Source organism: Methylomonas sp. 11b (assembly GCF_000515215.1).
Classification (GTDB): Bacteria; Pseudomonadota; Gammaproteobacteria; order Methylococcales; family Methylomonadaceae; genus Methylomonas.
Map to the genome: position 1 here is coordinate 284,529 of NZ_KI911557.1, position 26,768 is coordinate 311,296.

Annotated in this window: 26 protein-coding genes and 1 riboswitch; of the genes, 15 read left to right on the plus strand and 11 right to left on the minus strand. The window is 49.7% G+C overall.

The window, feature by feature from the left end; genetic code table 11:
* Together glnD and map are read right to left on the minus strand one after the other, a co-directional pair.
* Positions 1 to 2,646, minus strand: a complete 2,646-nt coding sequence (gene glnD, locus METH11B_RS0101290) for a [protein-PII] uridylyltransferase (RefSeq protein WP_026600423.1) — start codon at positions 2,644 to 2,646, stop codon at positions 1 to 3.
* The gene (gene map / locus METH11B_RS0101295) at positions 2,643 to 3,407 is read right to left on the minus strand and encodes a type I methionyl aminopeptidase (protein ID WP_026600424.1); all 765 of its coding nucleotides are present in this window, start codon (positions 3,405 to 3,407) and stop codon (positions 2,643 to 2,645) included. The genes glnD and map overlap by 4 nt, the downstream gene beginning before the upstream one ends.
* Before the next feature lie 281 nt (positions 3,408 to 3,688).
* On the opposite strand from map, the gene rpsB reads away from it, so the two are divergent.
* The 9 genes from rpsB to METH11B_RS0101345 all read left to right on the plus strand — a co-directional run bounded on the left by rpsB (position 3,689) and on the right by METH11B_RS0101345 (position 11,861).
* Positions 3,689 to 4,432 carry a 30S ribosomal protein S2 gene (gene rpsB / locus METH11B_RS0101305; RefSeq protein WP_020481858.1) on the plus strand — a complete coding sequence of 248 codons (744 nt, stop codon included), beginning with the start codon at positions 3,689 to 3,691 and terminating at the stop codon, positions 4,430 to 4,432.
* A gap of 122 nt (positions 4,433 to 4,554) precedes the next feature.
* Entirely contained in the window at positions 4,555 to 5,433 is an 879-nt protein-coding gene (gene tsf / locus METH11B_RS0101310) for a translation elongation factor Ts (protein WP_020481857.1), read from the plus strand.
* Between the two features lie 84 nt (positions 5,434 to 5,517).
* Positions 5,518 to 6,237, plus strand: a complete 720-nt coding sequence (pyrH, locus tag METH11B_RS0101315) for a UMP kinase (RefSeq protein ID WP_020481856.1) — start codon at positions 5,518 to 5,520, stop codon at positions 6,235 to 6,237.
* A gap of 4 nt (positions 6,238 to 6,241) precedes the next feature.
* A complete protein-coding gene (gene frr / locus METH11B_RS0101320) occupies positions 6,242 to 6,799 on the plus strand; it encodes a ribosome recycling factor (RefSeq protein ID WP_020481855.1) in 558 nt (185 codons plus the stop codon).
* A 12-nt stretch (positions 6,800 to 6,811) separates the two neighbouring features.
* Positions 6,812 to 7,576 (plus strand): isoprenyl transferase, encoded by a 765-nt coding sequence (locus METH11B_RS0101325; protein WP_020481854.1) that lies wholly within the window; start codon positions 6,812 to 6,814, stop codon positions 7,574 to 7,576.
* Positions 7,577 to 7,614: 38 nt separating this feature from the next.
* Positions 7,615 to 8,538: a phosphatidate cytidylyltransferase gene (locus tag METH11B_RS0101330; protein WP_026600425.1), complete on the plus strand. Its 924-nt coding sequence runs from the start codon at positions 7,615 to 7,617 to the stop codon at positions 8,536 to 8,538.
* On the plus strand, positions 8,535 to 9,719 hold the full coding sequence (gene ispC / locus METH11B_RS0101335) for a 1-deoxy-D-xylulose-5-phosphate reductoisomerase (RefSeq protein ID WP_026600426.1): 1,185 nt from the start codon (positions 8,535 to 8,537) through the stop codon (positions 9,717 to 9,719). The genes METH11B_RS0101330 and ispC overlap by 4 nt, the downstream gene beginning before the upstream one ends.
* Before the next feature lie 3 nt (positions 9,720 to 9,722).
* Positions 9,723 to 11,087: an RIP metalloprotease RseP gene (gene rseP / locus METH11B_RS0101340; protein ID WP_026600427.1), complete on the plus strand. Its 1,365-nt coding sequence runs from the start codon at positions 9,723 to 9,725 to the stop codon at positions 11,085 to 11,087.
* 63 nt (positions 11,088 to 11,150) lie between these two features.
* The gene (locus tag METH11B_RS0101345; RefSeq protein WP_026600428.1) at positions 11,151 to 11,861 is read left to right on the plus strand and encodes a DsbC family protein; all 711 of its coding nucleotides are present in this window, start codon (positions 11,151 to 11,153) and stop codon (positions 11,859 to 11,861) included.
* A 55-nt stretch (positions 11,862 to 11,916) separates the two neighbouring features.
* Here the strand turns inward: METH11B_RS0101345 and METH11B_RS0101350 are convergent, their stop codons facing one another.
* The 4 genes from METH11B_RS0101350 to mutS all read right to left on the minus strand — a co-directional run bounded on the left by METH11B_RS0101350 (position 11,917) and on the right by mutS (position 18,267).
* Positions 11,917 to 12,507, minus strand: a complete 591-nt coding sequence (locus METH11B_RS0101350; protein WP_026600429.1) for an OmpA family protein — start codon at positions 12,505 to 12,507, stop codon at positions 11,917 to 11,919.
* Between the two features lie 14 nt (positions 12,508 to 12,521).
* On the minus strand, positions 12,522 to 12,968 hold the full coding sequence (locus tag METH11B_RS0101355) for a FecR family protein (RefSeq protein ID WP_231499565.1): 447 nt from the start codon (positions 12,966 to 12,968) through the stop codon (positions 12,522 to 12,524).
* A gap of 284 nt (positions 12,969 to 13,252) precedes the next feature.
* Positions 13,253 to 15,514, minus strand: coding sequence for a CHASE2 domain-containing protein (locus tag METH11B_RS27500; protein ID WP_026600431.1), 2,262 nt, complete (start codon positions 15,512 to 15,514; stop codon positions 13,253 to 13,255).
* Between the two features lie 152 nt (positions 15,515 to 15,666).
* The gene (gene mutS / locus METH11B_RS0101365) at positions 15,667 to 18,267 is read right to left on the minus strand and encodes a DNA mismatch repair protein MutS (RefSeq protein ID WP_026600432.1); all 2,601 of its coding nucleotides are present in this window, start codon (positions 18,265 to 18,267) and stop codon (positions 15,667 to 15,669) included.
* Positions 18,268 to 18,433: 166 nt separating this feature from the next.
* Here mutS and METH11B_RS0101370 point away from each other — a divergent pair, with 166 nt between their 5' ends.
* Positions 18,434 to 19,723: a tyrosine-type recombinase/integrase gene (locus tag METH11B_RS0101370; RefSeq protein WP_036275530.1), complete on the plus strand. Its 1,290-nt coding sequence runs from the start codon at positions 18,434 to 18,436 to the stop codon at positions 19,721 to 19,723.
* Here the strand turns inward: METH11B_RS0101370 and METH11B_RS28245 are convergent.
* The 5 genes from METH11B_RS28245 to METH11B_RS29670 form a co-directional block, all read right to left on the minus strand.
* Positions 19,683 to 19,943, minus strand: a complete 261-nt coding sequence (locus METH11B_RS28245; RefSeq protein ID WP_197026919.1) for a helix-turn-helix transcriptional regulator — start codon at positions 19,941 to 19,943, stop codon at positions 19,683 to 19,685. The two genes, METH11B_RS0101370 and METH11B_RS28245, sit on opposite strands and share 41 nt — an antisense overlap.
* A gap of 164 nt (positions 19,944 to 20,107) precedes the next feature.
* Positions 20,108 to 20,575 carry a FlhC family transcriptional regulator gene (locus METH11B_RS0101375; protein ID WP_026600434.1) on the minus strand — a complete coding sequence of 156 codons (468 nt, stop codon included), beginning with the start codon at positions 20,573 to 20,575 and terminating at the stop codon, positions 20,108 to 20,110.
* A gap of 12 nt (positions 20,576 to 20,587) precedes the next feature.
* Positions 20,588 to 21,181, minus strand: coding sequence for an STAS-like domain-containing protein (locus METH11B_RS0101380; protein ID WP_026600435.1), 594 nt, complete (start codon positions 21,179 to 21,181; stop codon positions 20,588 to 20,590).
* A 32-nt stretch (positions 21,182 to 21,213) separates the two neighbouring features.
* The gene (locus tag METH11B_RS27505; protein ID WP_026600436.1) at positions 21,214 to 21,822 is read right to left on the minus strand and encodes a FlhC family transcriptional regulator; all 609 of its coding nucleotides are present in this window, start codon (positions 21,820 to 21,822) and stop codon (positions 21,214 to 21,216) included.
* Positions 21,812 to 22,441, minus strand: coding sequence for a flagellar transcriptional regulator FlhD (locus tag METH11B_RS29670; protein WP_020481840.1), 630 nt, complete (start codon positions 22,439 to 22,441; stop codon positions 21,812 to 21,814). Before METH11B_RS29670 ends, METH11B_RS27505 begins: the two co-directional genes overlap by 11 nt.
* 101 nt (positions 22,442 to 22,542) lie before the next feature.
* On the opposite strand from METH11B_RS29670, the gene METH11B_RS0101395 reads away from it, so the two are divergent.
* The 5 genes from METH11B_RS0101395 to cobM all read left to right on the plus strand — a co-directional run bounded on the left by METH11B_RS0101395 (position 22,543) and on the right by cobM (position 26,766).
* Entirely contained in the window at positions 22,543 to 23,526 is a 984-nt protein-coding gene (locus tag METH11B_RS0101395; protein ID WP_026600437.1) for a hypothetical protein, read from the plus strand.
* Between the two features lie 80 nt (positions 23,527 to 23,606).
* Positions 23,607 to 23,736: riboswitch (cobalamin riboswitch) on the plus strand.
* 88 nt (positions 23,737 to 23,824) lie between these two features.
* Positions 23,825 to 24,001, plus strand: a complete 177-nt coding sequence (locus tag METH11B_RS28250; protein WP_081733726.1) for a CbtB domain-containing protein — start codon at positions 23,825 to 23,827, stop codon at positions 23,999 to 24,001.
* A 1-nt stretch (position 24,002) separates the two neighbouring features.
* The gene (locus METH11B_RS0101405) at positions 24,003 to 24,650 is read left to right on the plus strand and encodes a CbtA family protein (protein ID WP_026600438.1); all 648 of its coding nucleotides are present in this window, start codon (positions 24,003 to 24,005) and stop codon (positions 24,648 to 24,650) included.
* A 2-nt stretch (positions 24,651 to 24,652) separates the two neighbouring features.
* A complete protein-coding gene (locus METH11B_RS0101410; RefSeq protein WP_026600439.1) occupies positions 24,653 to 25,951 on the plus strand; it encodes a cobyrinate a,c-diamide synthase in 1,299 nt (432 codons plus the stop codon).
* Complete coding sequence (cobM, locus tag METH11B_RS0101415) at positions 25,948 to 26,766, plus strand: precorrin-4 C(11)-methyltransferase (protein ID WP_026600440.1); 819 nt, start codon at positions 25,948 to 25,950, stop codon at positions 26,764 to 26,766. The genes METH11B_RS0101410 and cobM overlap by 4 nt, the downstream gene beginning before the upstream one ends.
* Positions 26,767 to 26,768: the final 2 nt, after the last annotated feature.

The window sequence follows — 26,768 nt, forward strand, 5'->3', positions numbered from 1 at the left end:
TTAGCTTTTCAGGCTCAAATATCGCAACATGGTGGTGCGTATTTGGGCTTTTTTGTCCTCGTCTGTGATAGGCATTGACTGCTGGTCGCTGATGTAGAACATGTCTTCCGCGCGACTGCCTATCGTGGTGATTTTTGCATCGTGCAATTGGATGTCCAACTCCGTAAACGCCTTGCCTATGGTAGACAGCAAACCGGCGCGATCCGTGGTAACTAATTCGATCACGGTGTGTTTGTGCGATGGATCTTCCAGAAAGGTGATACTGGTTTCAATCGGAAAGTGCCGGGCCTGACGGGATTGCTTGTGGATATTCTTTGAGGCTTTAACCTTTTTGGCAATCAAACCTTGGCGTAGCGAGGTGCAGATGTGCACCTCGCGATACAAGTCGTTAATGGCTTCGCCGGATTGTTCCAGCACCTGAAAACTGTTCAAGACGTACTGATCGGCAGTGGTAATGATTCTGGCATCCAGAATCGTTAAGCCCAGGTGGTCCAGGGTGGCGGTCGAAATTGAAAAAATTTGCGCTTCGTTACGGGTGTAAACGAAAATCTCCGCGCTGCCGCGCTGGGTTTGCGGCCGCAATAGCACCAGCGGCAGTTCGCTTTCCTGGCAGGCCGCGATCGCAATTGTGTGCCAGGCTATTTCGTCCGCAGAATAGCGCAGAAAATAGTCGTCACTGAGATGCTGCCAAGACTGTGTAATATTGGTTTTGGATATGCCCAGTTTCAAAAGCTCGTCGCGCGCTTCTTTTTTGTTTTCCTGTACCCGTTCAGATCGGACCATCGGATTTTGTAGTCCGCGATGCAAGGCTTGGTGGGTGGAAATATACAAATCTTTCAGCAATACATCTTTCCAGGCATTCCACAGGCTAGGATTTGTGGCGCGAATGTCTGCCACTGTTAGCAGATATAAATAATTTAGCCGCTCTATACTGCCGACTTCCTGGGCGAAGGTGTGGATGACGTCCGGGTCGCTGATGTCCTTGCGTTGTGCAGTCATCGACATCAGCAAATGCTGACGAACCAGCCAAGTGATCAACTTGGTGTCGTGGCTTGATAATTCGTGCTGCTGGCAAAAATTGTTGGCGATGGTTTCGCCTAGCGTGGAATGATCCCCGCCCCTGCCTTTAGCTATGTCGTGAAACATGGCGGCAATGTACAAAATGTCAGGCTTTGAAATCAGTAAAAAAATATTATTGCAAAACGGCAACTCCTTATTGTGTTTGGCCAGCGAGAAGCGCCGCAAATTACGAATAACAAACAGAGTGTGCTCGTCTACGGTATAGATGTGGAATAGGTCGTACTGCATGCGCGCCACGATATTGGCGAAATCCGGCAAATAGGCGGCGAGTACGCCGTAGCGGTTCATTCGCTTGAGTTGGCTGGTAATGCCTCGAGGCTGTCTGAGAATATCCATGAACAGGCGGTTGGCCTGTTTATTGGCGCGGAAGTCGGCATTGATCAGGTGCAGATTTTTGCGAATCAAACGGATGGTGCTGGCACGAATTCCCTTCAAAGAGGGCGATTGTTGCAAGATTAAAAAAATTTCCAGCAAAGCCAGCGGTTGTTTTTGAAATACGTCTTTGTGGCTGACTTCCAGATAGCCATCAATCGAGGAAAAATTGGCGGTGATAGGGATTGGGGCCAGGCTTTCCTTATTGCTGATCAGTCTCTCGTTCAGCAGTTGTAACAGCATTTCGTTCAGACGCTCGATATCCACGACAGTTTTGAAGTAAAACTGCATGAATTGCTCGACATCCGGTTGCTCGTTCTTATCGATGTAGCCGAACTGGCTGGCTAACTCGCGTTGGTAGTCGAACACCAAGCGGTCTTCGCAGCGGTTGGTCAGATTGTGTAGTGCAAAGCGCAGGCGCCAGAGGATGTCGCGAGCGGTAATGAGGTTGTCGTATTCCGATTTCGGTAAAAAACCGTACTTGATTAACTCTCGGAGAGACGATGCGTTGTAATGGCGTTTGAATACCCAGCTGATTACCTGCAAGTCGCGGAGTCCGCCCGGACCTTCCTTGATGTTCGGTTCCAGGTTGTAAGCGGTGTCGTGGAACTTGCTGTAACGCTTTTGTTGTTCAGCCATTTTGGCTGGAAAAAATTGTTCCGATGGCCAGAGTGTTTCGGAATTTACCTGGTGTTTTAAATCGCTAAATAGTTCGGAGTTGCCGGTAATCAGGCGCATTTCCAGCAGGTTGGTAAATACGGTTTGGTCGTCCTCGGCAACAGCCAGGCACTCTGTTACGCTACGCGTACTAAGTCCTGGTTTTAAGCCAATATCCCATAGGAAGTTACAAAAACCGGATACTTGCTGTTGATAGTCTATCGGGTTGGCTGCGCCGAGCAACACCAAAATATCGATATCCGAGTAAGGAAACAATTCGCCTCTGCCGTACCCGCCGGTCGCGATCAGGCTGTGGCAGCTGGCGGCTGCGTCGAGGAAATGCAGCCAACAGGCGGTCAATAGATTGTCGATGAACCGAGCTTTCTCGGTCAGCAGGCCGACCGTCGCCTGGTCCGGGTTAAAGCGCATTTTTAACTGCGCATTTTCCTCGTTAATCGCATTTTTGAATTTGGCGACCGGATTGTCGCCCGCGAAACAGTTGAGAAAATCATTCTCGGTGAACAGCGCTTGGCTCACAGCTCTTCCTGTCTCAGCGTCAAAATCTCGTAGCCGGTATCGGTCACCAAAATCGTGTGTTCCCATTGTGCGGACAAACTACGGTCTTTGGTCACTGCAGTCCAGCCGTCGGCGAGGATTTTCATATGGCGTTTGCCTTGATTGAGCATGGGCTCTATCGTAAAAATCATGCCTGGTTCGATTATCTCGCCTTCACCGCGTTTGCCGAAATGCATCACGTGTGGATCTTCGTGAAACTTTTTGCCTATGCCGTGACCACAGAACTCTCTGACGATGGAATAGCGATTGTTTTCGGCGTGCTTTTGAATGGCGTGGCCTATGTCGCCGAGGCGGGCGCCGGGCTTGACTTCCGCTATCCCCAAAAACAGGCATTCGCGGGTGATATCTACCAAGCGTTTGGCGTGTGGGCTGACATCGCCGATGCAAAACATTTTGCTCGTGTCGCCGTGGTAACCGTCTTTAATCACCGTGATATCGATGTTGACGATGTCGCCGTTCTTCAGTTTTTTCTCGCTGGGAATGCCGTGGCAAATTTGTTGATTGATGGATGTGCAAATCGATTTAGGGAAGCCGCGATAATTTAAAGGCGCGGGAATAGCGTGTTGCACATCGACGATGTAATTGTGGCAAATTTGGTCAAGCTCTTCGGTGGATATCCCGGCAACGACGTAGGGGGCGATCATTTCAAGTACTTCTGCGGCCAGTTTTCCGGCAACGCGCATCTTGTCGATTTCTTCAGCGGTTTTTATGGTAATAGTCATCGGCAGGTGGCTAATTATTGGGATAAAAGCGAGTGCGGGCCCGTTTTTGCTATCCAATCAAGATGCTTTCGCAGGCAAACGCCGACAGGAGTCTATCAGAGTTGAAGTTGTTGTGAAATTCTAATCATGGTATAAAGGCAAGTTCACTATGTAACCAATACTCACACTTGTCGACACGGTCGGTGGGGTGCTGAAAGTCTATTGCAGATTTTCGGTCACTGATCGGGGCGGGTGGAGGCGTAACCCAACGCCGAATTATTCGGCAATTTTAGGAGAACTAAATGGCAGCAGTGTCAATGCGTCAAATGCTGGAAGCGGGTGTTCACTTTGGACATCAAACCCGTTACTGGAACCCGAAAATGGCTTCCTACTTGTTTGGAGCCCGTAACAAAATTCATATCATCGATTTGGAACAAACGCTTCCTTTGTTTAACGATGCGATGAACTATCTTGGTCAAATGACCGCCAACAAAGGTACCATTCTGTTTGTTGGTACCAAAAAAGCGGCGCGTAAAGTCGTGGCGGAAGAAGCAAAACGTTGTGGCATGCCCTACGTCAACCATCGTTGGTTGGGCGGCATGTTGACCAACTTCAAAACCATCAAAAAATCCATCAACCGTTTGAAAGAACTGGAAGCGATGAAAGCCGATGGCACCTTGTACCAACGTTTCAGCAAAAAAGAAGCTTTGGGCATGGAGCGCGAATTGGAAAAGCTTGAGCGCAGCCTGGGCGGTATCAAAGATATGCGCGGCACACCCGACGCTATTTTCGTTCTGGACGTAGGTTATGAAAAAAATGCCATTATGGAAGCCAAAAAATTAGGCATCCCGGTGGTTGGCGTGGTTGACTCCAATAACTCGCCCGAAAAAATTGATTATGTCATCCCAGGTAATGACGATTCTATCCGCGCAGTGACTTTGTATTGCCAAAGCGCTTCAGCCTCCGTGTTGGAAGCGAAAGCCTTGCGTATGGATGCTTCAGCCAAAGCCGACGATTTTGTAGAAGAAGTCGTAACGGAAGCGTAAGTTTTAAACGCGCTCGGCCAAAGCGGTTGAGCGCCGCTGAATCTGGTATTCAGAACAGACTGTCTTTTAAACGCCTCCTTTGTGAGGCGTTTTTTTAGTTAATAAAATTTGAGGAAAAAATGATGAGTATTAGTGCGGCGATGGTCAAGGAATTGCGTGAGCGTACCGGCTCAGGCATGATGGAGTGCAAGAAAGCCCTGGTTGAAGCCAATGGCGATATGGAACTGGCCATTGAAAACATGCGTAAAGCCGGTCTTGCAAAAGCCGATAAAAAATCCGGCCGTATCGCGGCGGAAGGCATTATTGGTGTTAAAGTTTCTGACGACGCTAAAACCGTTGTTATGGTAGACGTTAACTGCGAAACCGATTTCGTTGCCAAAGGCGATGATTTTATTGGTTTTGCTAATGATGTCGTCAACAGCTTGTTGAATGCGAATGTCAATAGCGACGAAGAGTTACAAGCCATGTTACTGAGCACTGGCGTCAGCGTAGACGATACTCGTCGTGCGTTGATTGCTAAAATCGGCGAAAACATTACTGTGCGCCGTTTCGTTAAATTCACCACCACTGATGGTGGTCAGGCAGCTTACCTGCACGGCAGTAAAATCGGCGTTATCGTCGAATTGACCAAAAACGATCCAGCTTTGGGTAAAGACGTGGCGATGCATGTTGCTGCTGCCAAGCCTGAATATGTGTCGGATGATCAAGTATCGGCCGATGTCATTGCCAAGGAAAAAGAAATTTTTGCTGCGCAAGCACTGGAAAGTGGCAAGCCTGCCGAGATCGTTGAAAAAATGATCGGCGGTCGTATCAATAAATTTCTGGCGGAAGTCACGTTGTTGGGTCAGCCTTTCATCAAAGACGACAGCGTTACCGTTGGTAAATTGCTGGCATCTAAAGGCAACGCTGTAGTGCGTTTTGCTCGTTTCGAAGTGGGCGAAGGCATCGAGAAAAAAGAAGAAGATTTTGCCGCCGAAGTTATGGCACAAGTTAGAGGCTAAACGCCTCCTAATAAAACCCGGTTCGCCGGGTTTATTTATATTAGTTCGTTGCTTTTAACCCATGTTTACGGTGGATATTTGATTATGAGTCAATTGATTTGTCAGAGAATTTTACTTAAATTGAGCGGCGAAGCACTGGCGAGCGAACGCGGCGGCAGTATCGATCCCGATATAGTGCAACGCTTGGCTCAGGAAGTGAAAGACTTGTGCGATGCAGGTATCCAGGTCGGCTTGGTCATCGGTGGCGGCAATATTTTGCGCGGCGGCGAGAAAGCATCTGAAGGCCTGAATCGGGTCACCGGCGATCAAATGGGCATGCTGGCAACGGTCATTAATGCTTTGGCCATGCAGGATGCGCTGGAGTATCTCGGGCAGCCTGTTAGGGTGATGACTGCCCTGAAAATCAATCAGGTGTGCGAAGACTATATCCGTCGCCGGGCCGTCAGGCATTTGGAAAAAGGTAGAGTGGCTATTTTCGCTGCCGGCACGGGCAATCCGTTTTTCACTACTGATACCGCCGCCAGTTTACGCGCCATAGAGATAGATGCCGAGTTGATGATTAAAGCGACGAAAGTTAAAGGCGTTTATTCGGCGGACCCGAATAAAGTCGCGGACGCAGTATTCTATCCTCGTCTGACCTATGACGAAGCCATCGACCAGCGCTTGAATGTCATGGACACCACGGCCTTGGTCTTGTGCCGGGACAATAATCTGCCTATGCGGGTAATGAATGTATTTGAGCCGGGAGCGATCATGCGCTTGATGCGCGGTGAAGATATAGGCTCCCTAATCGAGAGGAACTAACAAAATGATCAGCGATATTCAACAAGATGCCGCATCACGTATGGTGAAAAGCATCGAGTCCTTGCAAAAAGCATTTACCAAAATTAGAACCGGGCGCGCCCATCCCAGTTTGCTGGATCAAATCAGTGTGACTTATTACGGCAATGAATCACCTTTATCTCAGGTTGCTAATGTGTCCGTCGAGGACGCGCGTACTTTGAAAGTCGTGCCTTGGGAAAAAAGCATGATCCAGGCTATCGAAAAAGCCATTATGTCTTCCGGTTTGGGTTTAAACCCTGCTACACAAGGCACGGTGATTCGCTTGCCTTTGCCGGCACTGACCGAAGAGCGCCGCCGCGATTTGGTTAAAATCGTCAAAAATGAAGCGGAACAAGGTCGGGTAGCGATTCGAAATATTCGCCGTGACGCCAATGCCGCGATCAAGGACGCGTTGAAAGAGAAACTAATTTCCGAGGACGACGCACGTCAGGCCGAAGAAAAGATCCAAAAGCTCACCGATCAATACATCAAGGAAGTAGAGAAGCATCTTGAAGAAAAAGAAGCCGACTTGCTTTCCATGTAACCGAGAGGCGAGATGACTGCTGCTGATAACGATAAACCGGCGATAAATAACGGCAACCCACGGCATATTGCCATCATCATGGATGGCAACGGTCGCTGGGCGCAAAAACGCTTGATGCCCAGGATCATGGGGCATTATGCCGGCGTCAAGGCGGTCAGGAAGATCGTCGAATATTGTGCCAAACAGAACATCGAAGTGCTATCTTTGTTCGCTTTTAGCAGCGAAAACTGGCGCAGGCCGCAGGATGAAGTCAGTTTGCTGATGGAACTGTTCATGAACACGCTGCAATCCGAGGTTGACAAGCTCGATAAAAATAACATCAGGCTGAAAATCATCGGTGATAAAAGTGCGTTTCCGGAAAAGCTGCGGGAAAAAATCGCCACTGCCGAAGGGCAAACAGCACAAAACGACGGATTGACATTGTTGATTGCCGCCAACTATGGCGGACGTTGGGACATCACCCAAGCATTGCGGAAAATCGTTGCCGGGGTAAAATCGGGCGAGATTGACGAACAAGCTATTTCAGAGCAGCTCGTCAATCAGTATCTGGTTACCGCAGAGTTACCCGAGCCTGATTTGTTTATCCGTTCGGGCGGCGAAGAACGCATCAGTAATTTTCTGCTATGGCAATTGGCGTATACAGAATTTTATTTTACTGATGCGCTTTGGCCCGATTTTGATCAGAAAGCGTTGGAAAAGGCTATCGGTAGCTTCAAAGGCCGGCAAAGGCGCTTCGGACACACTGGCGAACAAGTCATCGATAACAGAGTTCTCTAGGGATTTTTCTATAACCATAATAATTAAAAATCAAACACATGTTATTAAAACGCATCTTAACCGCGCTAGTACTGGCTGCCGTGTGCATCACGGCAGTTATGCAATTGCCAGCCCTTTATTTCTCCCTCTTTATCGCAGTCATTACCTTGATAGCCGCCTTTGAATGGATGGCCTTGACCGATGTCAACACAGTCACCCGGAAAATAATTTTCGTAGCGTTTCTGATTTTGCCAATGCTGGGCGTTACTTACTGGACAGTGTTGTTGGAACTGCTAAGCGAAGCGATGGAATGGCCGGAAATCAAGGATTATTCGGATGCATTGGAATGGTTTGTCATCGCTCCTGTGATGTTTTGGGTGTTGATGATGGTTTTGATCCGAAAAGCCGGTTCCCAGTTGATAAATATCGAATTCAAATCGCGGCTCAAGACGTTCAGCGGTTGGTTGGTATTGCTTTCGGCGTGGATGTTTCTCAGCAAATTAAGGGCTTATTACGGTCCCGGCATGGTGATCTACTTTTTGCTGTTGATTTGGGCTGCGGATATTTCCGCCTTCTTTTCCGGTAAAACTTGGGGCAAAGACAAGCTGGCTCCGGAAATAAGCCCAGGTAAAACGGTCCAAGGCATGTATGGCGCCTTAATATCTGCTGCTGTATGCGGTATAGGTTTTACTATCTATGGTTGGATTACCGCAACTCAGCCGGAACAGGCTGACTCTGGAGCATTAAGATTTCTGAATGGATTGGTTTGGACCGATATGTTGATTTTGTCGGTCATGACCGTGTTGATTTCGATTTATGGTGATTTGTTTTTTAGTCTGATCAAACGTAAAAAAGGTGTTAAAGACAGCGGTAACTTGTTGCCTGGCCACGGCGGCGTATTGGATAGGGTGGATAGTATTATCGCGGCCGCACCTTTTTTCTATGCTGGCATTTTATTGATTGGTAGGGTGTTTTACGCATGAAAGGTATTTGCATACTCGGAGCCACCGGCTCGATTGGCGTCAGCACACTCGATGTCGTAGCGCGCCATCCTGATCGATACAAAGTGGTGGCATTAACCGCCAACGGTAATATCGACGCCTTGTTCGAACAATGTCTGGCACATAGACCGGAATATGCGGTAGTCGCCAATCCGGACAATGCTCAAGCGTTTAAAGATAAAATCGCCGGTTCGCCGGTCGCCGGCATGAAGGTACTGGCCGGCGCAGATGCCTTGACGCAAGTCGCCACCCTGGACAATGTCGATGCGGTAATGGCCGCTATCGTTGGCGCAGCAGGTTTGTTGCCAACCTTGGCGGCCGCGAAAGCCGGCAAAACGGTATTGCTGGCCAACAAGGAAGCCTTAGTCATGTCCGGGCAAATTTTTATGCAAGCGGTCGCCGAAAACGGCGCTACGCTGCTACCGATAGACAGCGAACACAACGCAATATTTCAATGCATGCCGGCCGGTTACACCACCGGGCATACTGCCAAACAAGCCAGACGCATTTTATTGACTGCATCCGGCGGTCCGTTTCGACAAACGCCGATAGCCGATCTGGATACCGTTACGCCCGACCAAGCGGTGGCACATCCAAAATGGGATATGGGCCGGAAAATTTCCGTAGATTCGGCGACGATGATGAACAAAGGCTTGGAGTTGATCGAAGCCTGTCTGCTGTTCAATATGGACCCCGATGCCATTCAAGTGGTGATTCATCCGCAGAGCATCATTCATTCCATGGTTGATTATGTCGATGGCTCGGTATTGGCGCAAATGGGCAACCCCGACATGCGTACGCCAATCGCGCACGCGATGGCTTGGCCGGAACGGTTCGATTCCGGAGTCGCACCGCTGAATATTTTCGAAGTCAAACACATGGATTTCGAACAGCCCGATTTACAGCGTTTTCCTTGTCTGAGATTGGCCTACGAAGCTATCAAAGCCGGTGGCATTATGCCGACTGTTTTGAATGCAGCCAATGAAATTGCTGTAGAAGCCTTTTTGAACGAGCAGGTGCGCTTTACCGATATTGCGCGCATCATAGAGCGGAGCATGGCAAAATTTAAAGCCGATTGCGCCGATACGCTCGAACATGTCCTAGCAGCCGACCAGCAGGCCAGGGACGTTGCTAATGCAGTGATTGCCGAGCTCAAACACTAGTTAATGGATACTTTGCATACCTTGTTTTATTTTATCGTCGCCATCGCAGTACTGGTGGCGTTTCATGAATACGGCCATTTTTGGGCGGCGCGCAAGGTAGGCATCAAAGTTATTCGTTTTTCCATTGGTTTCGGCAAGCCGCTGATTAGCTGGCAAAAAAGCCCCGCCGATACTCAGTTCGTCGTCGCTGCGATTCCGTTGGGCGGCTATGTAAAAATGGTCGACGAACGCGAAGAAGCCGTTAAAGCCGAGGATTTGCCCTATGCATTCAACCGGCAGCCGTTGCTGGCCCGAACCGCCGTAGTCGCCGCCGGACCTATCGCCAATTTACTGCTGGCCGTGGTTTTATTTTGGTTGGTGTTGGTCATCGGCGAAGCCGGGGTCAGACCGGTCATCGGTGGGGTGGAGGCCGGATCTCTGGCCGAGCAAGCCGGTTTTGCAACAGGCGACGAAATCGTCAGTATCGACGACACCCCAACGCCGACCTGGATAGAAGCCCTGGATACCTTGTTGACCTTGGCGATTGACGGTAAAACCGAGATCAGCGTGCTGACTAAAGCGATAGACGATAGTCAACAAATTCGCTTGATTCACCTAACTGAACAAGATGTACAAACTCCGGAAACGCTACATAAGCGTTTGGGTTTGAAGCCTTGGGTACCGACTATAAAGCCGGTTATCGGCAAGCTGCTTGACGATGGGGTTGCCAAACAAGCTGGTTTACAAAGCGGGGATTTAATTCTCAGCGCGGACGGCACCGCCATTACCGACTGGCAACAATGGGTGGATTATGTGCAGGCCCGGCCGGATGTCGAAATTAAATTATTGCTGGAGCGCAGCGGCGCGCAATTGCCATTAAGCATCACGCCGCGTAGCGAGCAGCAGGGCGAGGGTAAGGCAGTCGGTAAAATCGGCGCAGGTGTCGACGCGCCGAAAGAATTGCTGGACTCCATGATGGTGATACATGCCTTATCGCCTTTGGATGCAGTGCCAGTCGCCGGAAAGAGAGTTTGGTTTTATGCGGTGACGACTCTAAAAATGATGGGAAAAATGGTGGTGGGTTCCGCTTCAATCGAGAATTTGAGCGGCCCCATCAGCATTGCCCAATACGCCGGTCAATCGGCTGAAATGGGATTTACTGCATTTCTGAAGTTTCTAGGTTTGGTTAGCGTCAGTCTGGGTGTGTTGAATTTACTACCGGTGCCGGTGCTGGACGGCGGTCATTTGCTGTTTTTCGCGGTTGAGGCCATTAAAGGCAGCCCGCTTCCGGAAAGAATGCAACTGTATTTTCAGCAAGCCGGCATGCTGCTATTAATGCTGCTGATGGGCTTGGCGATGTTTCTCGATATAGGTAGATTATTTCAATAACGCTGAACAAAGCACCAGCGTTGTGGTCAACCACATTCCTTTCTAATCTTCCCTGGTAATTACATGAAAAAAATCACACACATTCTGGCTTTGACGCTACTGGCTTTGACTAGCCCAGCATTATTTGCCGACGAAGCCGCCATTAAAAAAGCCTTGAGTGAGTTTATGCCGGGGGGGCAGGTTGACTCGGTGAAACCATCGGAAGTCAAAGGGCTGTACGAAGTGTCTATGGGTGGCAATATCTTTTATGCATCCGAAGACGGTAAATATTTATTGCAAGGGCAGCTCTTCGACGCCGAAGCAAAGAAAAATATCACCGAATCCAAGCTGGCTGACGTGCGTAAAGCCTCGCTGGATAAAGTCGGCGAACAAAAAATGATTATTTTCAAACCGGAAACCAGCAAACATGTCGTGTCTATCTTTACCGACATCGATTGCGGATATTGCCGCAAGCTGCACTCGGAAATCGATCAATATATGGCGCAGGGTATTACGATACGCTACATGTTTTTCCCTAGAGCCGGCAAAGGGTCGGATTCCTATAAAAAAGCCGTCTCAGTCTGGTGTGCTGCCGACAAAAATAAAGCGCTAACCACCGCGAAGAAAGGTGAGCATCTGGATGCAAAAACCTGCGAAAACCCTGTGGATGAACATATGGCCTTAGGTGAAGCGTTTGGTATGAACGGCACACCGATGATAGTCACGCAAAAAGGCAATATCTTGCCCGGCTATGTACCCGCTGCGCAATTGGCGAAAGTTCTAGCTAGCGAATAAAAATAAGGAAATAAAACCGCCAGTTTCAGCGCCGGCGGTTTTATTTGTTTGGTAATTATCGAATCGTCACTTCTACCCGACGGTTTCGCGGTTCGGACGTTTCATCGCCGGTCTTGATCAACAAATTCTTTTCGCCGTGCGATGTGACGGCGACTTCCTTCACATCCAGCTTACTAGGGTCGAACAAACGGCTTACCTGAACGGCGCGCTCATTCGCCAATTTTTCGTTTTTGCCCGCATCGCCCACCGTATCGGTGTGACCGATCACTGAAATATCGGCGGCCGGATGTTTGCCGGCGGTTTCGATGATCTTGGGAATCAAAGCCGCCGATTCGGCGGTCAGCTTGGTGCCGCCGGTCTCAAAATACAATAAAAATATCTCCGGCAATACCGGCTCGGAAGCCAAGGCTCTGCCAAAGTCTTTATTGATCTTTTCTTGTTCGACTTTGAATACGGTTTTGGAGTTGTCCAGAGCTGCACCAAAACCGGCTTGTTCGATCACGGTTTCGCTGTTGGCACCGCTGAAAATCACTTTTCCGGTTGAGCCGTCGTGATCTTCCAGCAATACCAAATAAGATTTGGCGCAACCGCTTAAACCCAGTGCAGCGGCGAATGTGAGGATTTTGGGTAAGGAAATTGTCGTCATGGCAAATACTCGGCTTATTCTTCAACTTTGACTAAAAAACGCGTGCCTCTTACCGCAATCACGCCGGTAGGAGTTTTTACCGTTACCGCTTCCGGCTTGAGTTTGGCGATGACGCCGGAAATATAATGCAGGGTGCCTTTTAATAGGCTGGCGTTTAATTGCAATTTGTCCTGCTGGGGTTCGAATTGATAAGCTTCTATTTTGAATTCGGTATTCGGGCCGATCGACAAAATGGTATTGTCTTTCAGCGTTACCCCGGCAGCGCCGTTCTGGTCGGTTTTAATGACGTTGCCGACATGAATCGGCGAACCAAGGCTGGCTTTGATCGGGCCGCTACTTTCGTCAATAGTCGTTTGATCGTTGATGGTTTTGATGTATCCGATGACTGTTTCATCGGCTGATACCGCATTCGGCATGCAAAGGGCTAACCCCAGGCTACAACAGGCGAAAAGACGTTTCATAATGGCCTCTACAAACGGTGTTTTTGGACATCAATAGCCGCGTGGGCGGTATTGAAATTTAGCGTGTAAGTATAGACAGCATTTAATTGTTGTTAGATTCAAGAGCTTTTTTGTTTTAGGGCTATTCGTTAACGCTGCTCTTGAATAATGTCTCACCGGCGAAGGCGGGAGCCCGGCGGCTATATGGGATTTGGTTCACTGTCTGGCTTCCGGTCGTGCGCGCCCAACATCGGAAACTAGCGCTTACGGAACGGTTACCGGTATTAGATAAAAACCTCAGCGGCTTAACGGATCAGTAATTCCACCCAAAACGTGCTGCCCACACCCGGCGTGCTGCTAACGCCGACAGTACCGTTCATCAGTTCCGCAAGTTGTTTGGTAATTGCCAATCCTATACCGGTGCCTTCTATGTCGGTATTATCCGCACCCAGACGCTGAAATGATTGGAATAACAATTGCTGTTGTTGCTCCGCCAGACCTTTGCCGGTATCGGTAATAGAAATTCTTACCCGATTATCGTCTACCCGTCTGCTGCTCAGGTTAATGGAACCGTTGGGGCGATTATATTTCACGGCGTTGGACAGAAAATTCAATAAAATTTGTTTGGCGCGTTTCGGGTCAGCTTGTAGCCCAATGTTCTCGGGTAAGGGATTATCGACAATTAGCGCCAGGCCTTTATTTTGCACCAAGGGTGTGATCAGGGTTTGGCAATCGTTGATCAGCTCCACCAAATTGATGCTGCCGATATTCACGCTGATTTTGCCGGACTCGATTTTAGCCAGATCCAAAAGCTCGTTTATTAGCCCGAGTAAGTGTAGACCGGCCTTGAGTATTTCATTGACCGAGTCCAGGTGGGTTTCGGCCAAAGGGTGTTCCGGATCGTCCATTTGCATCAGCTGCGCAAAACCGATAATGGCGTTCAGCGGCGTGCGCAATTCGTGGCTCATTTGCGACAGAAATTGGCTTTTGGCCAAGCTGACTTGTTCGGTCCGGTTAATCAATTCTCGCATTACGGTTTGTTCTTCGGCTTTTTTCAGCAGCATTTTCGCCATGAGCACCCGTTCGCCAATATCGTTGATGGTCAACACCGTGCCCATCAGTGCGCCCCGACTGCCTATCAAAGGGGCGATGGTCAGATTGGCGTTCATCGCGTAGTGGTCGGAAATGGATAGGCGAGTATTGCTGATTTTCAACGGTCCCTGATTGATGACGCTTTGCTGTATCAATTCAGCGATTCGATGCGGTTTGCCGTCTATTTCCAGGCTAAATATTTCGTCGATATTTTGGCTGGCGGTCTTGGGGCGTTTGCTGCCGATGATATCCAGAGCGGCGGCATTCATGTATTCGATTGAGCCTTTATTATCTGTGGTTATGACACCATCGACGATAGCGTTTAAGGTGATGTAGGCGCGTTTGCGTTCCGCGAATAAGGACTGGATCAGTTTCTCAAAATGCCGCCAGCTGCGTAGTGGATAGCTGATTATTAACACCAGTAACGCCACGGACGGTGCAAACCAATAGTGGCTGGTATGCAGTAAGACCAAGCAAAACAGTAAAATTGCCATCGATAGTATCGAGACAGCCAGTGCCAGCCAGCGCAGTGAAAAACAAGTGCTGATCTTGACGGCGATACCGGCTATCGCCAGGCTTAAGAGGAATTGCCAATGGCCCGGTAACGGCTGCCAAAGGGTTTGCTTTATGAGGCCATCCAAGCCGGCTGCGACGAAATCCACCCCGCTCATGGGCCGATCACCGACAGCCAAGGGTGCCGGCAGGTCGCGTTCTATGCCGCTGGCGGTCAGCCCGACCAATATGTATTTATCGGTGAATAATTGTCCGGACACCTTCCCCGACAATACGTCCAAATAAGAAACTCTAACGAAATCGCTGCCCGGCGCAAAGAACGGCAACCACACCCGATAATCGCCATGTATGCTTTCTGGCGATGTTTCGGTCCGTAAGCCCGGTAAATCGGCAAGTATTTCCGGATGGTTCAAAGAATAAATAGTCAGCGGCATCGCCAACCACTGCGAGTCGCCCAAGGACAATTGCAACAAAATGCTTCTACTGATGCCGTCCTTATCCAAATCGACATTGGCATGCCCCAACACAGCGTGTTTGGCGAATTCAGGTAATGGCAGCGTTTCCACTACGTTATTGCCATTGCGTTCGACAATAACCGGCAGTATTACTTGTTTGTTACTCGCTAGTGCGCGGCTTAAGTGCGCGTCCAATTCAGGATGTTGCTGATCCGCTTCGGAAAAAATAAAATCCAACGCAATCGCCTTGGGTTTTGCCGACGCCAGCGTCTCCAGCAGGCGAGCGTGAATATCTCTGGGCCAGGGCCAGCGCCCTAGTTTTTGCAGGCTTTTTTGATCGACTTCGATAATGACAATATCTTTTGAAGCCGGCGTGGCCAGCAGCTTCAGTTGGGCATCATAAATCCACCGATCAAAGCGCCACAGTGCATCCGTATAGCTTAAGCCAACCGTTAGAACGATCAGCGCAATGACGATCAATGATTTTTCGAAGTGGCGTGTCGCCATGGAATTTACTGTGCAAAGTGGAAATACTTGGGAAAGTATACTAGTTGCAATCGCAATTAGTTAATGTAAAACAAGGTTTTCCGCTGTTAGCTGCCTGGCTGCACGAGGTAAATTGTCTGAACAATGCTGCGTGCCGCGAACATGTCTGCCTATCAACGCTTGTTGACTTTTAGCAGCGCTTTCAAACGATATAAGGCGTCCAATGCTTGCCGAGGACTCAAATGATCGGGATCGAGTTCTTCCAGCAGCACGACAGCCGGATGGCATTCCTGGCTGGTAAATAAGTCGAATTGGTTGATTTCGCTATGATTTTGCAGCTCAATGTAGGCGGTGTTTTCCAATTGCGCCAGTTTATTTTTGGCGTTGGCAATCACGTTCTGCGGCACTCCGGCCAGCGCCGCCACTTGCAAACCGTAGCTTTGACTGGCCGGGCCGTCCTTGACGGCGTGTAAAAACACGATCTTGTCGCCGTGCTCCATCGCATCCAAATGGATGTTGTGGATATTGCTTTGTTCTTCGGCCAGCGTAGTTAATTCGAAATAATGGGTCGCGAATAGCGTGAACGCCTGGGTATGGCGGGCCAGATAATCGGCGCAGGCCCAGGCCAACGATAAGCCGTCGAAAGTGCTGGTGCCGCGGCCGATCTCATCCATCAGGATCAAGCTGTTGCTGGTGGCATTATGCAGAATATTCGCGGTTTCCGACATTTCCACCATAAAAGTCGAGCGGCCGCTGGCCAGATCGTCGGAGGCGCCGATGCGGGTAAATATCTTGTCTATCGGTCCGCAACGTAGCGATTGCGCAGGCACGTAGCAGCCAATGTGCGCCAGCAGCACGATCAGCGCGGCCTGGCGCATATAAGTCGATTTACCACCCATGTTCGGGCCGGTGATGACCAGCATCCGGCGCTCTGTCGAAAAATTCAGGTCGTTGGCGACGAAGGGAATGCTGGAGAGTGCTTCCACCACTAGATGTCGACCGGCAACGATGTCGATGCCGGGTTGTTGATCCAATACCGGTTGCGACAAGTTTAAGGTTTCGGCGCGTTCGGCGAAATTTACCAATACATCCAGTTCGGCCAACGAGTTGGCACAATGCTGTAGATCGAGTAGGGCATCGCCCAGCGTATCCAGCAATTGATCGTACAAAGCTTTCTCGAAGGACAGCGATTTTTCTCTGGCACTGAGCACTTTGTCCTCAAACGACTTCAGTTCCGGAGTGATGTAACGCTCGGCACCTTTCAGCGTTTGCTTGCGGGTGTAATGCATTGGCACCTTGTCGGCCTGAGCATTGGAAATCTCGATGTAATAGCCGTGCACCCGGTTGTAATTCACCTTGAGTGTAGCTATGCCGGTAGCGGCTCGCTCGCGCTGTTCCATGTCGATCAAGAATTGGTCGGCGTTCTGGCTGAGATTACGCAGCTCGTCCAGCTCCGGGTGGTAGCCGGGGGCAATCACGCCGCCGTCGCGGATCAAGACCGGCGGATTATCGATGATGGCGCGTTGCAGCAGGGCCAATAATTCCGGTTGTTCGCGCAGTTGCGAGCGTAGGTTTTCCAGATGCGGGTTATCGCTGTCGGCCAGCTGACTTTGTAAAGCCGGCAAGGTCGCCAATGTATGGCGCAGCACCAGTAGATCGCGTGGCCGCGCCGATTTCAACGCAATGCGCGAGCTGATACGTTCTATATCGCCGACCTGACGCAGACTGCCTTGTAGGTCTTTATATAATTGATTCGCCAACAGACTGGCGACGCAGGCATAGCGACCATTGACAACAGCATGATCCCGCAAGGGCCGGTGTATCCAGCGCCGCAGGCAACGGCTGCCCATCGCGGTGGCGGTCTTATCCAAGACGCCCAGCAAGGTGTATTGCATCTGGCCGCTGGGATGGCTGTCCAGCTCCAGATTGCGGCGGCTGGCGGCGTCCAGACTGATGCTGTCGTCGCAGTTCTCGACCCGAATGCCTTGAATATGGGGCAGGGCGCTTTGCTGAGTGTCGCGTACGTATTGCAGCAAACAACCCGCCGCGCAAATCGCCGCCGGCAAATGCTCGCAGCCATAACCTTTCAAGTCGTGGCTATTGAACTGCTTCAAAATCAATAGCCGGCAACTATCAAGGTCAAAATGCCAGGGCGGACGCTTACATAAGCCGCGGCGTTCCTTGACGGCGGGCGGTAGTCTAATATCTTCGCTATACAGCAGTTCCGCCGGATTCAAGCGCTCGATTTCGCTAAGCAGCTGGGTTTCGTTGTCCAATTGTTGCAGCGTAAATTTACCGCTGCCTAAATCCAGACAGGCCAGTCCGAACAACTTGTCGAATACTGCCAGAGACACAAGCAGATTGTCCTTGCGATCCTCCAACAAGGCTTCGTCGGTGACAGTGCCTGGCGTGACGATGCGCACGACTTTGCGTTCCACCGGCCCTTTGGATTTGGCCGGGTCGCCGATTTGCTCGCATATCGCAATCGATTCGCCTTGTTTCAGCAGGCGGGCGATGTAGTTTTCCGCCGCATGGTAAGGAATGCCGGCCATAGGGATTGGTTGTCCACCGGATTGGCCGCGAGCGGTTAGCGTAATATCCAATAACTGCGCGGCCTTTTTTGCATCATCGAAAAACAGCTCGTAGAAATCGCCCATTCTGTAAAACAGCAGCGTGTCAGGCTGGCCGGATTTGATGCGCATATATTGTTGCATCATCGGGGTGTGCTGTGTTTCGTTGCCTTGCCTGCTGTCTTGTTTTGTTTGGATATTCATTCGTAAGTTAATGAAATAACAGATAATAGTTCTATGTTGTGAGCCGGGTTCACTCCAGCTACACTTTTCAAAACTTCCCTGCACTTTGCTGTTTAGTATAGGTTTTAGTATAGGTTTTTTCGAGTTATACTCGTGTCATCGATCAACATAAAAAACCTATACTAAAATGCAATTCGATGCCCGCACCGCTAAAGCTTTGCAGCCAGGACAGCATATGGCTTTTGACGATTACCCAGGACTGCGTTTGTCTGCCATGGCAAAAGTGAGAACTTGGTTTTATCGGTATAGAAGCACTGTTGATGGACGCCTTAGGCAGGTGTCAATTGGTCATTGGCCATCTATGTCATTTCCCGTGGCTATTGTCGCTTGGGAAGCTTTGAAAAACCAGCGTGATTCTGGTAATGATCCTGTATTAGAGGCAAAGCAAGCTAAATTAGAGGCAAAAGCTTTAATAATAAAACAAGAGGCGGCAAATTCTGAAAACGCTTATACAGTCCGAGTGCTGTGTGATGAATATTTAGCTGGACATGTTTGTCGCCACAGAGCCAAAAAAGGTTCTACTGAAATTACTAGGATGTTTAACACGATGCTGGGTGATATGGCGGATTTACCATCCACTGCAATTACCCGCGCAATGGCTTTTGATTTGATTCAAAAGTACGCCGCAATATCGCCCGTGCAGGCCGGAAAATTACGATGTGAGTTAGGAGCAGCATGGGATTATGCAATGGATGCCGGCAGACTACCTGAAGCTGCAGTAAATTGGTGGCGCTTAATTTTACGTGGAAAAATTAGATCAAAAGGAAAGACCATAGAAGGTAAGAACATCGGCGTGGTTAAACGCGTACTCACTGAAGACGAAATCGGTGAATTGATAGCTTGGCTTCCAAATTTCGCACCGATAATTACTGACGTTCTAATGTTATATCTTTGGACCGGAACTCGTGGCTCAGAAATTGTCGGCATGTCAGGAACTGAAATTAGTGAAGAGGGCGGTCAAGTTTGGTGGACGATACCGAAAATTAGAACGAAAAATGCTCGACATGAAACTGCTACAGATCAAAGGGTGCCCTTATTCGGTAGGGGTTTGGCAGTGGTGTTACGGCGGAAAAAATTATATGGAGACGGTTTTCTATTTCCATCCCGTCATAAAGTGGGGCACATCGAACAAAAATACGTCACTGAACAGGTGTTTTATAGACAGCCCTATAGTCAGATACGCCCTGAGCAGGTGAGGCCTCGATTAACGGTGACTCATTGGGCACCGCATGATTTGCGACGGACTTCACGCACCTTGCTTGCAAAATTAGGATGTCCAGATTCCGTAGGTGAAACGATTCTCGGTCATATGTTACCCGGTGTGGTAGGAACTTATAATCGGCATCAATATGACGATGAAAAACGCCTATGGCTCTTTAATCTGTCAGAGCATCTTGAGTCATTGGCACATTTCTAGATTTAGGTTTGCCGTTGCGTCCGCCTATTGCCGTATTAGGGGGGGGTAATAAATCGGAAACAGGACGCGACTCAGCCCATTCTTCAATTTCGCGTAGTAACCAGCAGGAACGGCGTGCAGATGCTTTACGAGGCTTAGGGAACTCATCGGCACGAATCAATGATTGGATGGTAGATTCAGAAAGCCCTGTGACTTCTGAAACCGCCTCAAGATCAATCATGATGGGTCTCAATACCGACTGACGTTTCTGGGAGTTACTCATGTATTTGTTGTCTACCAATAAATAGGTCGCTGGTTCGATCCGGCCTTGTTTTAAATAAAGCAATGACCGGATTGGTTGCCATTTTATCTTACTCAGGATTCAAATATTTTTGGTTAACCTTCTCATAAATGTATTTTGCAGATGCTGCAGCGATCAGTGAGATCTTCACGGGCTTTTAACAAAACCCAAGATTGACATTGTGGACACTTCGAAAGTTGAACTCGTTTATCTTTGATGTCCTGTGCCACCACCCAAGCATCGGAAAACTCGAGTTGTCCCAAGGGATATGATTTTTTATACGCATTAAAGGCAGTAATTAGCGTCTGGATTTGGCCTTCTTTCGATTTGGCCGTGGCAACCTGAAAACACACGGCGAAGATGGTTACATCTTTATACTTACGGCGACTACCAGTCAAACCTCGGGTTGAAAACTTGATCGATCCACGGCTGGGCGATTGGCCATGTAATTGACGGTATGTCTGCCTCAGTAACTTTATCGGTACTCCCGTTGCTTGATGCACGATTTTGACTTTCGCATGGAGATTGAGCAGTTCAATTGCCAAGGTTTGCTGTTGATATTTCTTGAGCATTAGCTGCCTCCCTTAATCAATAGTGCCGCTTAATCCAAGCATGGCTTCCACCATCGGAGGCGATTCTCTATTGATGTTTTGAATAAACTGACTCGAAAATCGAGGGGTAAAACATAGCCAGTTTGAGCGGGAAATTAAGTCAATGTCTTCTAAAGATAAACGACCAACTGCCAAGCGCATGGCCTCATCGGTAATCCCCAAGATTAATTCGGTCAGAACCGAGTTCTCCCGTGTGATTTCTCTGGCTTTGATGAGCCAAGTTTGATTCATGGCATAGATCTCTTCATCGCAACCCAGTTGATCTATCGTTGTCAGTTTGTCAAAGTAGGCCTCAAGATTTTTGAATGCTGACTGCATCATGTTGTCGACGTGCCCCGCCATATTGACTATTTTCAGTTTCGATTTCAGATAATCGGATCCGAATTCGGCGACCAGTGGCAAAAACAATTCCTGAAAGAACCCCTGCGTGATGGTTTTGACGTCCTTAAAATCAATCGTCAGCGATTGCTGATTGGCAAAGCATTCTCGGGCCAAGCGGGCTAGATTTTTGCCATGGATTGGCTGGGGTATTTGGGAATGGGTGGCTGTGACAACAACGATATGCATGCGACTTCTCCTTAGTAGCTGATGGATCGTCTCTAACGAGCTCTTTGTTTGTTCAATGTGAGCATTTTTGATTTTGCGGAAACCCAGCGTCGCCGACCTGAGCGATCAGTCCACACCTCGCAGATAGGGCATTGACTAAATGCGGCTTCAGGGTGAATCATGCCTAGGTAACGGGCGCGGCAACGCCCGCAAAGAATGAAAACCAAATCACCCGCCGAGAGCAGGCTAATTAAATACCAAGCCCGGTTGATGTCTAACGGATAATGTTGGCTGGAGCGTGGTTGGATAAATTGCCGATCGGCTAAAATTTTGGAAGCGACGTTGCTGTAGATCTCATAGGCCGTAACCAGTAAGGTTGCACTCAGGTTCGGAGTAGAAAGTCGGTGTCTGATGTCTTCAATTATGCTTAAAAATAGCGAGGCATGAATGTTGTTGAACGCCGAGCGGATGGCCCATTGATGATCATGAGGCAGCATGCCTTGTTTGGGCGGTTGTCCTTGTACCGCTTTAGATAATTCGATGCTTTGCTTTCGGGTTAAATGGCAGAGTTGGCTGACAATCGGAGGACGTGCGCCAAGCTGGATTAGCCTTTCGGCCAATAGCAAGTCCGCGCCTATATTTGACCTGCTTTTAAAGGGCATTGGTTTCATCCGCAGTTCCAGTGATACACGGTTGGAGAAGATCCACATAGGCGACCATGGGCAAGTTGCTTGGAACATAAACCGGCAATAACTGAATCACTGCGCGACTGCTTTCGGCGTGTTCACGAAGTTGCTCCTGTGTCGTGCCGGCGAGATGGTCTATACCATTCCGATCTAATCCAAAGCGCCAGGCCGTTTCTTCAGGATTACTGCGTGCGCATTCCCTGGCTAGCATGAGATATTCGAAATTTAACCGGGCAAGATCTTCATCCAGTGTTGACATAAACGCCTCTGAGTTGATTAACGACTGTTGTCGATATGCTAGGCAGGCAACGCGGAAATGTCCCGGTCGCAAAGTGACCTGATTTGGGTCACAAACCTCCGGAACCCCCGATAGATATGATTTGGCTTTGTTGAAAATAATTGTCCTATTGCGCTGGCGACGCTTTTTTCGGCAAATAACGGACGGCCAATTTGATAACGCCAGGCTAATTGCAGGGTCCAATGAATTGAATGATCCTGAAATTCTTCTAATCTCGTTCTGCTTACCAGGGACTTTGCCTACAAGAAGTAGAGCCTTAATTGGTGTTTGACCTGAATAATTGCATTCCAAAATCATTTTTATATTGCTTATCTTGAATTTGTTATGGAGGAAATTGTTATGAATCGGCTATTCGCTAGCCAGACAACTACTGCTGGTTACCTGGTTTGGGGTGGTTTATGCGCGAGGTAATTCAATGCTTGATCGATTGGTTGGATAGCGAGCCAAGCGATGAAAAAGGGCACCGCATATTGCGCGCGTTAGCCCAGGAATCGTTGAAGAAGTCAGAATTCGAAGAGTCGAAGCGCCGGTTCACGGCTGATGAAATCGTCGCCGCAGTCGGTGAATCTATAGGAATTTCCGATCCTAAAAAGTGGATCGACTGGCCGGGTTCATTGAAGAAATATTGCGAAACCCGAGAGCCGCAAATCTTAGAGTTTGCTCGTAAACGTGGGTTGTCTTGTTATCCAAAACCTGACCGTAAAAGCACAAAGGGCGGTCCGGGACAACTCACGACGTTCTATATCAAGGCAGAACCGATACCGGAAATAACGGAAGAAGACCAAACGATTGACGGCGTCCTTGGCAGGAACAATGCAGCCGATTTGCAAGCCAGCTATCAAATGACTGAACTAGGTGAAGTCAAACCCAGTTGGATCGCGAGTCGGTTATTTCGGCGTGGACAAATCGAATTAAGACAATGGCATGTCTGGGTTATAGCGGGTTGGCTAGCAATCATAGCTGGGTTCTCGGTGTTAATTGCTTATGCTGGATGGCTATCGTTATCCGTACCCAGATCCGTGACAACGCAAGATTTGACATTACTGGTCAGTATTTTCGCGATTCCCTATGGTTCCTGGGTCACGATCATCAAGCCTTGGATATTATTGTTGGATGATCGAATCGTCGTAGCTCATGAACTGTTTACAAATTTTCATGAACAGTCTGCCCAGTTCGAACTGCTACGAGACGGGGATTTAAGAGTAATTCGGTTAGTTCGGTATTCGGCGGCATGTCCCATTTGTGGCGCCACTATTTATCTCGAAAAAGGCGAGCCGGATTACAGACGAAGATTGGTGGGGCGTTGTTATGAAAGCCCGAGAGAGCATGTGTTTAGTTTTGATAGAATCACGCGTTGCGGGCGATTACTGGTTGATCGATAACTTGTCGAGAGGAACTGCTGCCGCACAGTTTATTCTTATTTCAATACATTTCATTTGCCCTACGACTAGCTGCGGCATACAATCGCCGCTGGTTTTAAGGTTCCCGCTCTTGGCGGGTGAAACTGGAAGTCGGTTAAATGCCGACGCTGCCCCCGCAACGGTAGGTGATTCGTCACGAGCCCGGAGACAGGCCTAAAACTGTAGTCAACAGTATTGCGGAGGGCGATCTGTCAAATCGGTTTTTTTTGGTTTGTCTTTCCCTCTGTTATTCCGTCCACCTTATTCGGAACAGACAACCATGAAAACACTCGCGGTATCTACCACCCTTTCTTCCTCAAAAATCCTGCCCGGCCTGAGTGCTATTGTTTTGGGCCTGACCGTCGTTTTAGGTTTGGGTTTCTTGCAGGACGCCAACAACTACCTGCATAACGCCGCCCACGACGGACGCCATAGCGCTGCGTTTCCCTGCCATTAACATGGCGGATTTTCGTAGGCTGATCGCCATCTCGCTACTGGCGGGACTATTGGGCGGCTTGTTACTCAGCGTGCTACAACACTATCAAACCTTGCCCTTGATTTTGGCCGCCGAACAATTCGAAACGCCATCGGCTGAGCATGTGCATGACTGGCAACCGACGGACGGCTGGCAACGCAATGGCTTTACTTTGCTGTTCAATGGCCTGACCGGCTTCGGCTTTGCCTTGTTTATCAGTGTCGCCCTGTACTGGCGGGATCAACACGGTTACCTGTACGGACTCGGCTGGGGTTTGGCCGGTTATTTGGTATTTTTTGTCGCGCCATCATTGGGCTTGCCGCCGGAGTTGCCGGGTACTGACAGCGCCGAATTACATAGTCGCCAAGCGTGGTGGCTTTTTACGGCCGCCGCTACCGCGATTGGCTTGTTTGGTCTGTTTTTGACCAAACAGCGCTGGCTGCAAATCGGCGGCGCTGGCTTACTGGCCTTACCGCATCTGATCGGCGCACCGCATCCGGAGGTTGCTCAGGCTTTAGCGCCCGAAGCCTTACAACAGCATTTTGTGGTGTTGACATCCATCAACAACGCTATTTTCTGGCTGACCTTAGGCGCAATATCGGGCCGATTGTTGCGTAAAGTAACGTTTTAGTGATGAATGCTACCGCAACACGCCATTGCCCGGCGATATTGATCAGCGCCCCTGCCTCCGGGCAAGGCAAAACCACCATAACTGCAGCTTTGGCCTATTACCATCGCCAGCAAAACCGAAAGGTACGCCTGTTCAAAACCGGCCCGGATTTTATCGATCCGCAAATCTTGAGCTTTGCTTGCGGACAACCGGTTTATCAGCTGGATTTATGGATGATGGGCGAAGCGCATTGCCGTGAGATGCTTTATAACGCCGCCGCCGACGCTGACGTTATCTTGATTGAAGGTGCCATGGGCTTGTTCGACGGCGATAGCAGCAGCGCCGATTTGGCACAAACACTAGACGTGCCTGTGGCCGTTGTCATCGATGCGGGCGGCATGGCACAAACTTTTGCCGCAGTAGCTTATGGCTTAGCCCATTACCGTGCCAACTTACCGTTTGCCGGGGTCATCGCCAACAAAGTCGGCAGTCCTAGTCATGCCAAACTGCTAGAAGAAGCGTTGCCGAATAACATGCCTTTGCTGGTGGCGATGGCGAAAGACGACGCGGTCGGCTTACCTTCGCGACATCTGGGTTTGTTGCAGGCCGACGAAATCGGCGATCTCGATCTTCGCCTGGCGCGAGCCGCCGAATTGCTCGGCAGTCTTGCGCCGTGCCGATTGCCGGAGCCGGTCACCTTCGCGCCGATTACTACCGATCCGCCGCCGAAATTGCTGACTGGTAAGCGTATCGCGGTAGCTCGCGATGCCGCATTTTCGTTTATCTATCAAGCAAATCTGGATTGTTTGCAAGCCATGGGCGCTGAACTGACGTTTTTCTCGCCGCTTGCAGACCACGTATTACCCGAGGCAGACAGTGTTTATTTGCCCGGCGGTTACCCGGAACTACATCTCCAAACATTGGCCGACAATGTCGCCATGAAACAAGCCTTGCAGCAACATCATCAAGCCAGTAAACCGATTTACGCCGAATGCGGCGGTTTTTTATATTTGCTGGAACGTTTGGCCGATAAACACGGCAATGCGGCAGCGATGGCAGGATTACTACCCGGTAGCGTGCAGATGCAAAAACGGCTGGTCAATCTTGGCATGCACAGCGTGCAGTTGGAACAAGGTGAAATTCGCGGGCATAGCTTTCATCACTCGCAACTGGAAACCACACTGCAACCGTTCACCGAATCGAAGCCGCAACGCAATCGTAGTCGCAGCGAAAACTTTTACCGGGTGGGTTCGCTGCAAGGGTCTTATCTGCATAACTATTTCCCATTCAATCCGCAGGTTGCGGCTGGATTTTTTCTATGAGCGCTCACTCTATTCAGCCTAATCAGCAGAAGGTCTGGTTTGTCGGCGCAGGTCCGGGTGACCCCGATCTAATCACCGTCAAAGGCCGCGACTTAATCGCCAAGGCTGACGCCATTTTGTTCGCCGGTTCGCTGGTACAAGCCGCCGCGACGCAATGGGCACCAAGCGCTTGCTTGATCAAAGATTCCAAAGACATGACTTTGGAGCAGATTACCAACTGGCTGACCGAACAAGCCGGTCCGGGCAAAACCGTCATTCGCCTGCAAACCGGCGACCCTGGCTTGTACGGTGCATTGATTGAAATGGTGCAACCACTGGATGCGGCCAACATTGCCGTCGAAGTAGTGCCGGGCGTCTCGTCGGCGTTTGCCGCGATGGCTTGTGCAGTCGAAAGCCTGACCTTGCCCGAAGTCACGCAGACCGTGATTTTAACCCGTGTTGAAGGCCGCACACCGATGCCGGACGGTGAATCATTGCAAGAATTGGCCAGCCATCACACCACGCTGTGCCTGTTTTTATCGATCACCTTGCTGCCCACGATCGAACGCGAGTTAAAAGACGCAGGTTGGTCGGATGATGCACCGGCATTGGTGGTCCACAAAGCCAGCTGGCCGGGTGAACAACAGATTATTCGCGGCACCCTGGCTGATATTCGCGAACGCTGCCGGGCCGCCAAAATCAACAGTCAGGCCATGATCGTCATCAGCCCCACCTTGGGCGCGCGGCACTGGCCATCGTTAAAAAAATCCAAACTTTATGATGCCGGTTTTACCCATCGTTTTCGCCGCGCCGAGCGGCCTCAATCTAAGGAATAAGT

Excerpts from the sequence above, each read along its gene's own strand:
- METH11B_RS0101410 (WP_026600439.1), top strand. The coding sequence starts at position 24,653 with ATGAATGCTACCGCAACACGCCATTGCCCGGCGATATTGATCAGCGCC.
- METH11B_RS0101405 (WP_026600438.1), top strand. The coding sequence starts at position 24,003 with ATGGCGGATTTTCGTAGGCTGATCGCCATCTCGCTACTGGCGGGACTA.
- METH11B_RS27500 (WP_026600431.1), bottom strand. The coding sequence starts at position 15,514 with ATGGCGACACGCCACTTCGAAAAATCATTGATCGTCATTGCGCTGATC.
- METH11B_RS28245 (WP_197026919.1), bottom strand. The coding sequence starts at position 19,943 with ATGATTGATCTTGAGGCGGTTTCAGAAGTCACAGGGCTTTCTGAATCT.
- METH11B_RS0101345 (WP_026600428.1), top strand. The coding sequence starts at position 11,151 with ATGAAAAAAATCACACACATTCTGGCTTTGACGCTACTGGCTTTGACT.
- rpsB (WP_020481858.1), top strand. The coding sequence starts at position 3,689 with ATGGCAGCAGTGTCAATGCGTCAAATGCTGGAAGCGGGTGTTCACTTT.
- ispC (WP_026600426.1), top strand. The coding sequence starts at position 8,535 with ATGAAAGGTATTTGCATACTCGGAGCCACCGGCTCGATTGGCGTCAGC.
- METH11B_RS0101325 (WP_020481854.1), top strand. The coding sequence starts at position 6,812 with ATGACTGCTGCTGATAACGATAAACCGGCGATAAATAACGGCAACCCA.
- frr (WP_020481855.1), top strand. The coding sequence starts at position 6,242 with ATGATCAGCGATATTCAACAAGATGCCGCATCACGTATGGTGAAAAGC.
- METH11B_RS0101380 (WP_026600435.1), bottom strand. The coding sequence starts at position 21,181 with ATGCATATCGTTGTTGTCACAGCCACCCATTCCCAAATACCCCAGCCA.
- METH11B_RS0101395 (WP_026600437.1), top strand. The coding sequence starts at position 22,543 with ATGCGCGAGGTAATTCAATGCTTGATCGATTGGTTGGATAGCGAGCCA.
- METH11B_RS29670 (WP_020481840.1), bottom strand. The coding sequence starts at position 22,441 with ATGATTTTGGAATGCAATTATTCAGGTCAAACACCAATTAAGGCTCTA.
- METH11B_RS0101370 (WP_036275530.1), top strand. The coding sequence starts at position 18,434 with ATGCAATTCGATGCCCGCACCGCTAAAGCTTTGCAGCCAGGACAGCAT.
- METH11B_RS0101375 (WP_026600434.1), bottom strand. The coding sequence starts at position 20,575 with ATGCTCAAGAAATATCAACAGCAAACCTTGGCAATTGAACTGCTCAAT.
- METH11B_RS0101350 (WP_026600429.1), bottom strand. The coding sequence starts at position 12,507 with ATGACGACAATTTCCTTACCCAAAATCCTCACATTCGCCGCTGCACTG.
- METH11B_RS0101330 (WP_026600425.1), top strand. The coding sequence starts at position 7,615 with ATGTTATTAAAACGCATCTTAACCGCGCTAGTACTGGCTGCCGTGTGC.
- cobM (WP_026600440.1), top strand. The coding sequence starts at position 25,948 with ATGAGCGCTCACTCTATTCAGCCTAATCAGCAGAAGGTCTGGTTTGTC.
- METH11B_RS0101355 (WP_231499565.1), bottom strand. The coding sequence starts at position 12,968 with ATGAAACGTCTTTTCGCCTGTTGTAGCCTGGGGTTAGCCCTTTGCATG.
- METH11B_RS28250 (WP_081733726.1), top strand. The coding sequence starts at position 23,825 with ATGAAAACACTCGCGGTATCTACCACCCTTTCTTCCTCAAAAATCCTG.
- mutS (WP_026600432.1), bottom strand. The coding sequence starts at position 18,267 with ATGAATATCCAAACAAAACAAGACAGCAGGCAAGGCAACGAAACACAG.
- tsf (WP_020481857.1), top strand. The coding sequence starts at position 4,555 with ATGAGTATTAGTGCGGCGATGGTCAAGGAATTGCGTGAGCGTACCGGC.
- rseP (WP_026600427.1), top strand. The coding sequence starts at position 9,723 with ATGGATACTTTGCATACCTTGTTTTATTTTATCGTCGCCATCGCAGTA.
- METH11B_RS27505 (WP_026600436.1), bottom strand. The coding sequence starts at position 21,822 with ATGCCCTTTAAAAGCAGGTCAAATATAGGCGCGGACTTGCTATTGGCC.
- map (WP_026600424.1), bottom strand. The coding sequence starts at position 3,407 with ATGACTATTACCATAAAAACCGCTGAAGAAATCGACAAGATGCGCGTT.
- pyrH (WP_020481856.1), top strand. The coding sequence starts at position 5,518 with ATGAGTCAATTGATTTGTCAGAGAATTTTACTTAAATTGAGCGGCGAA.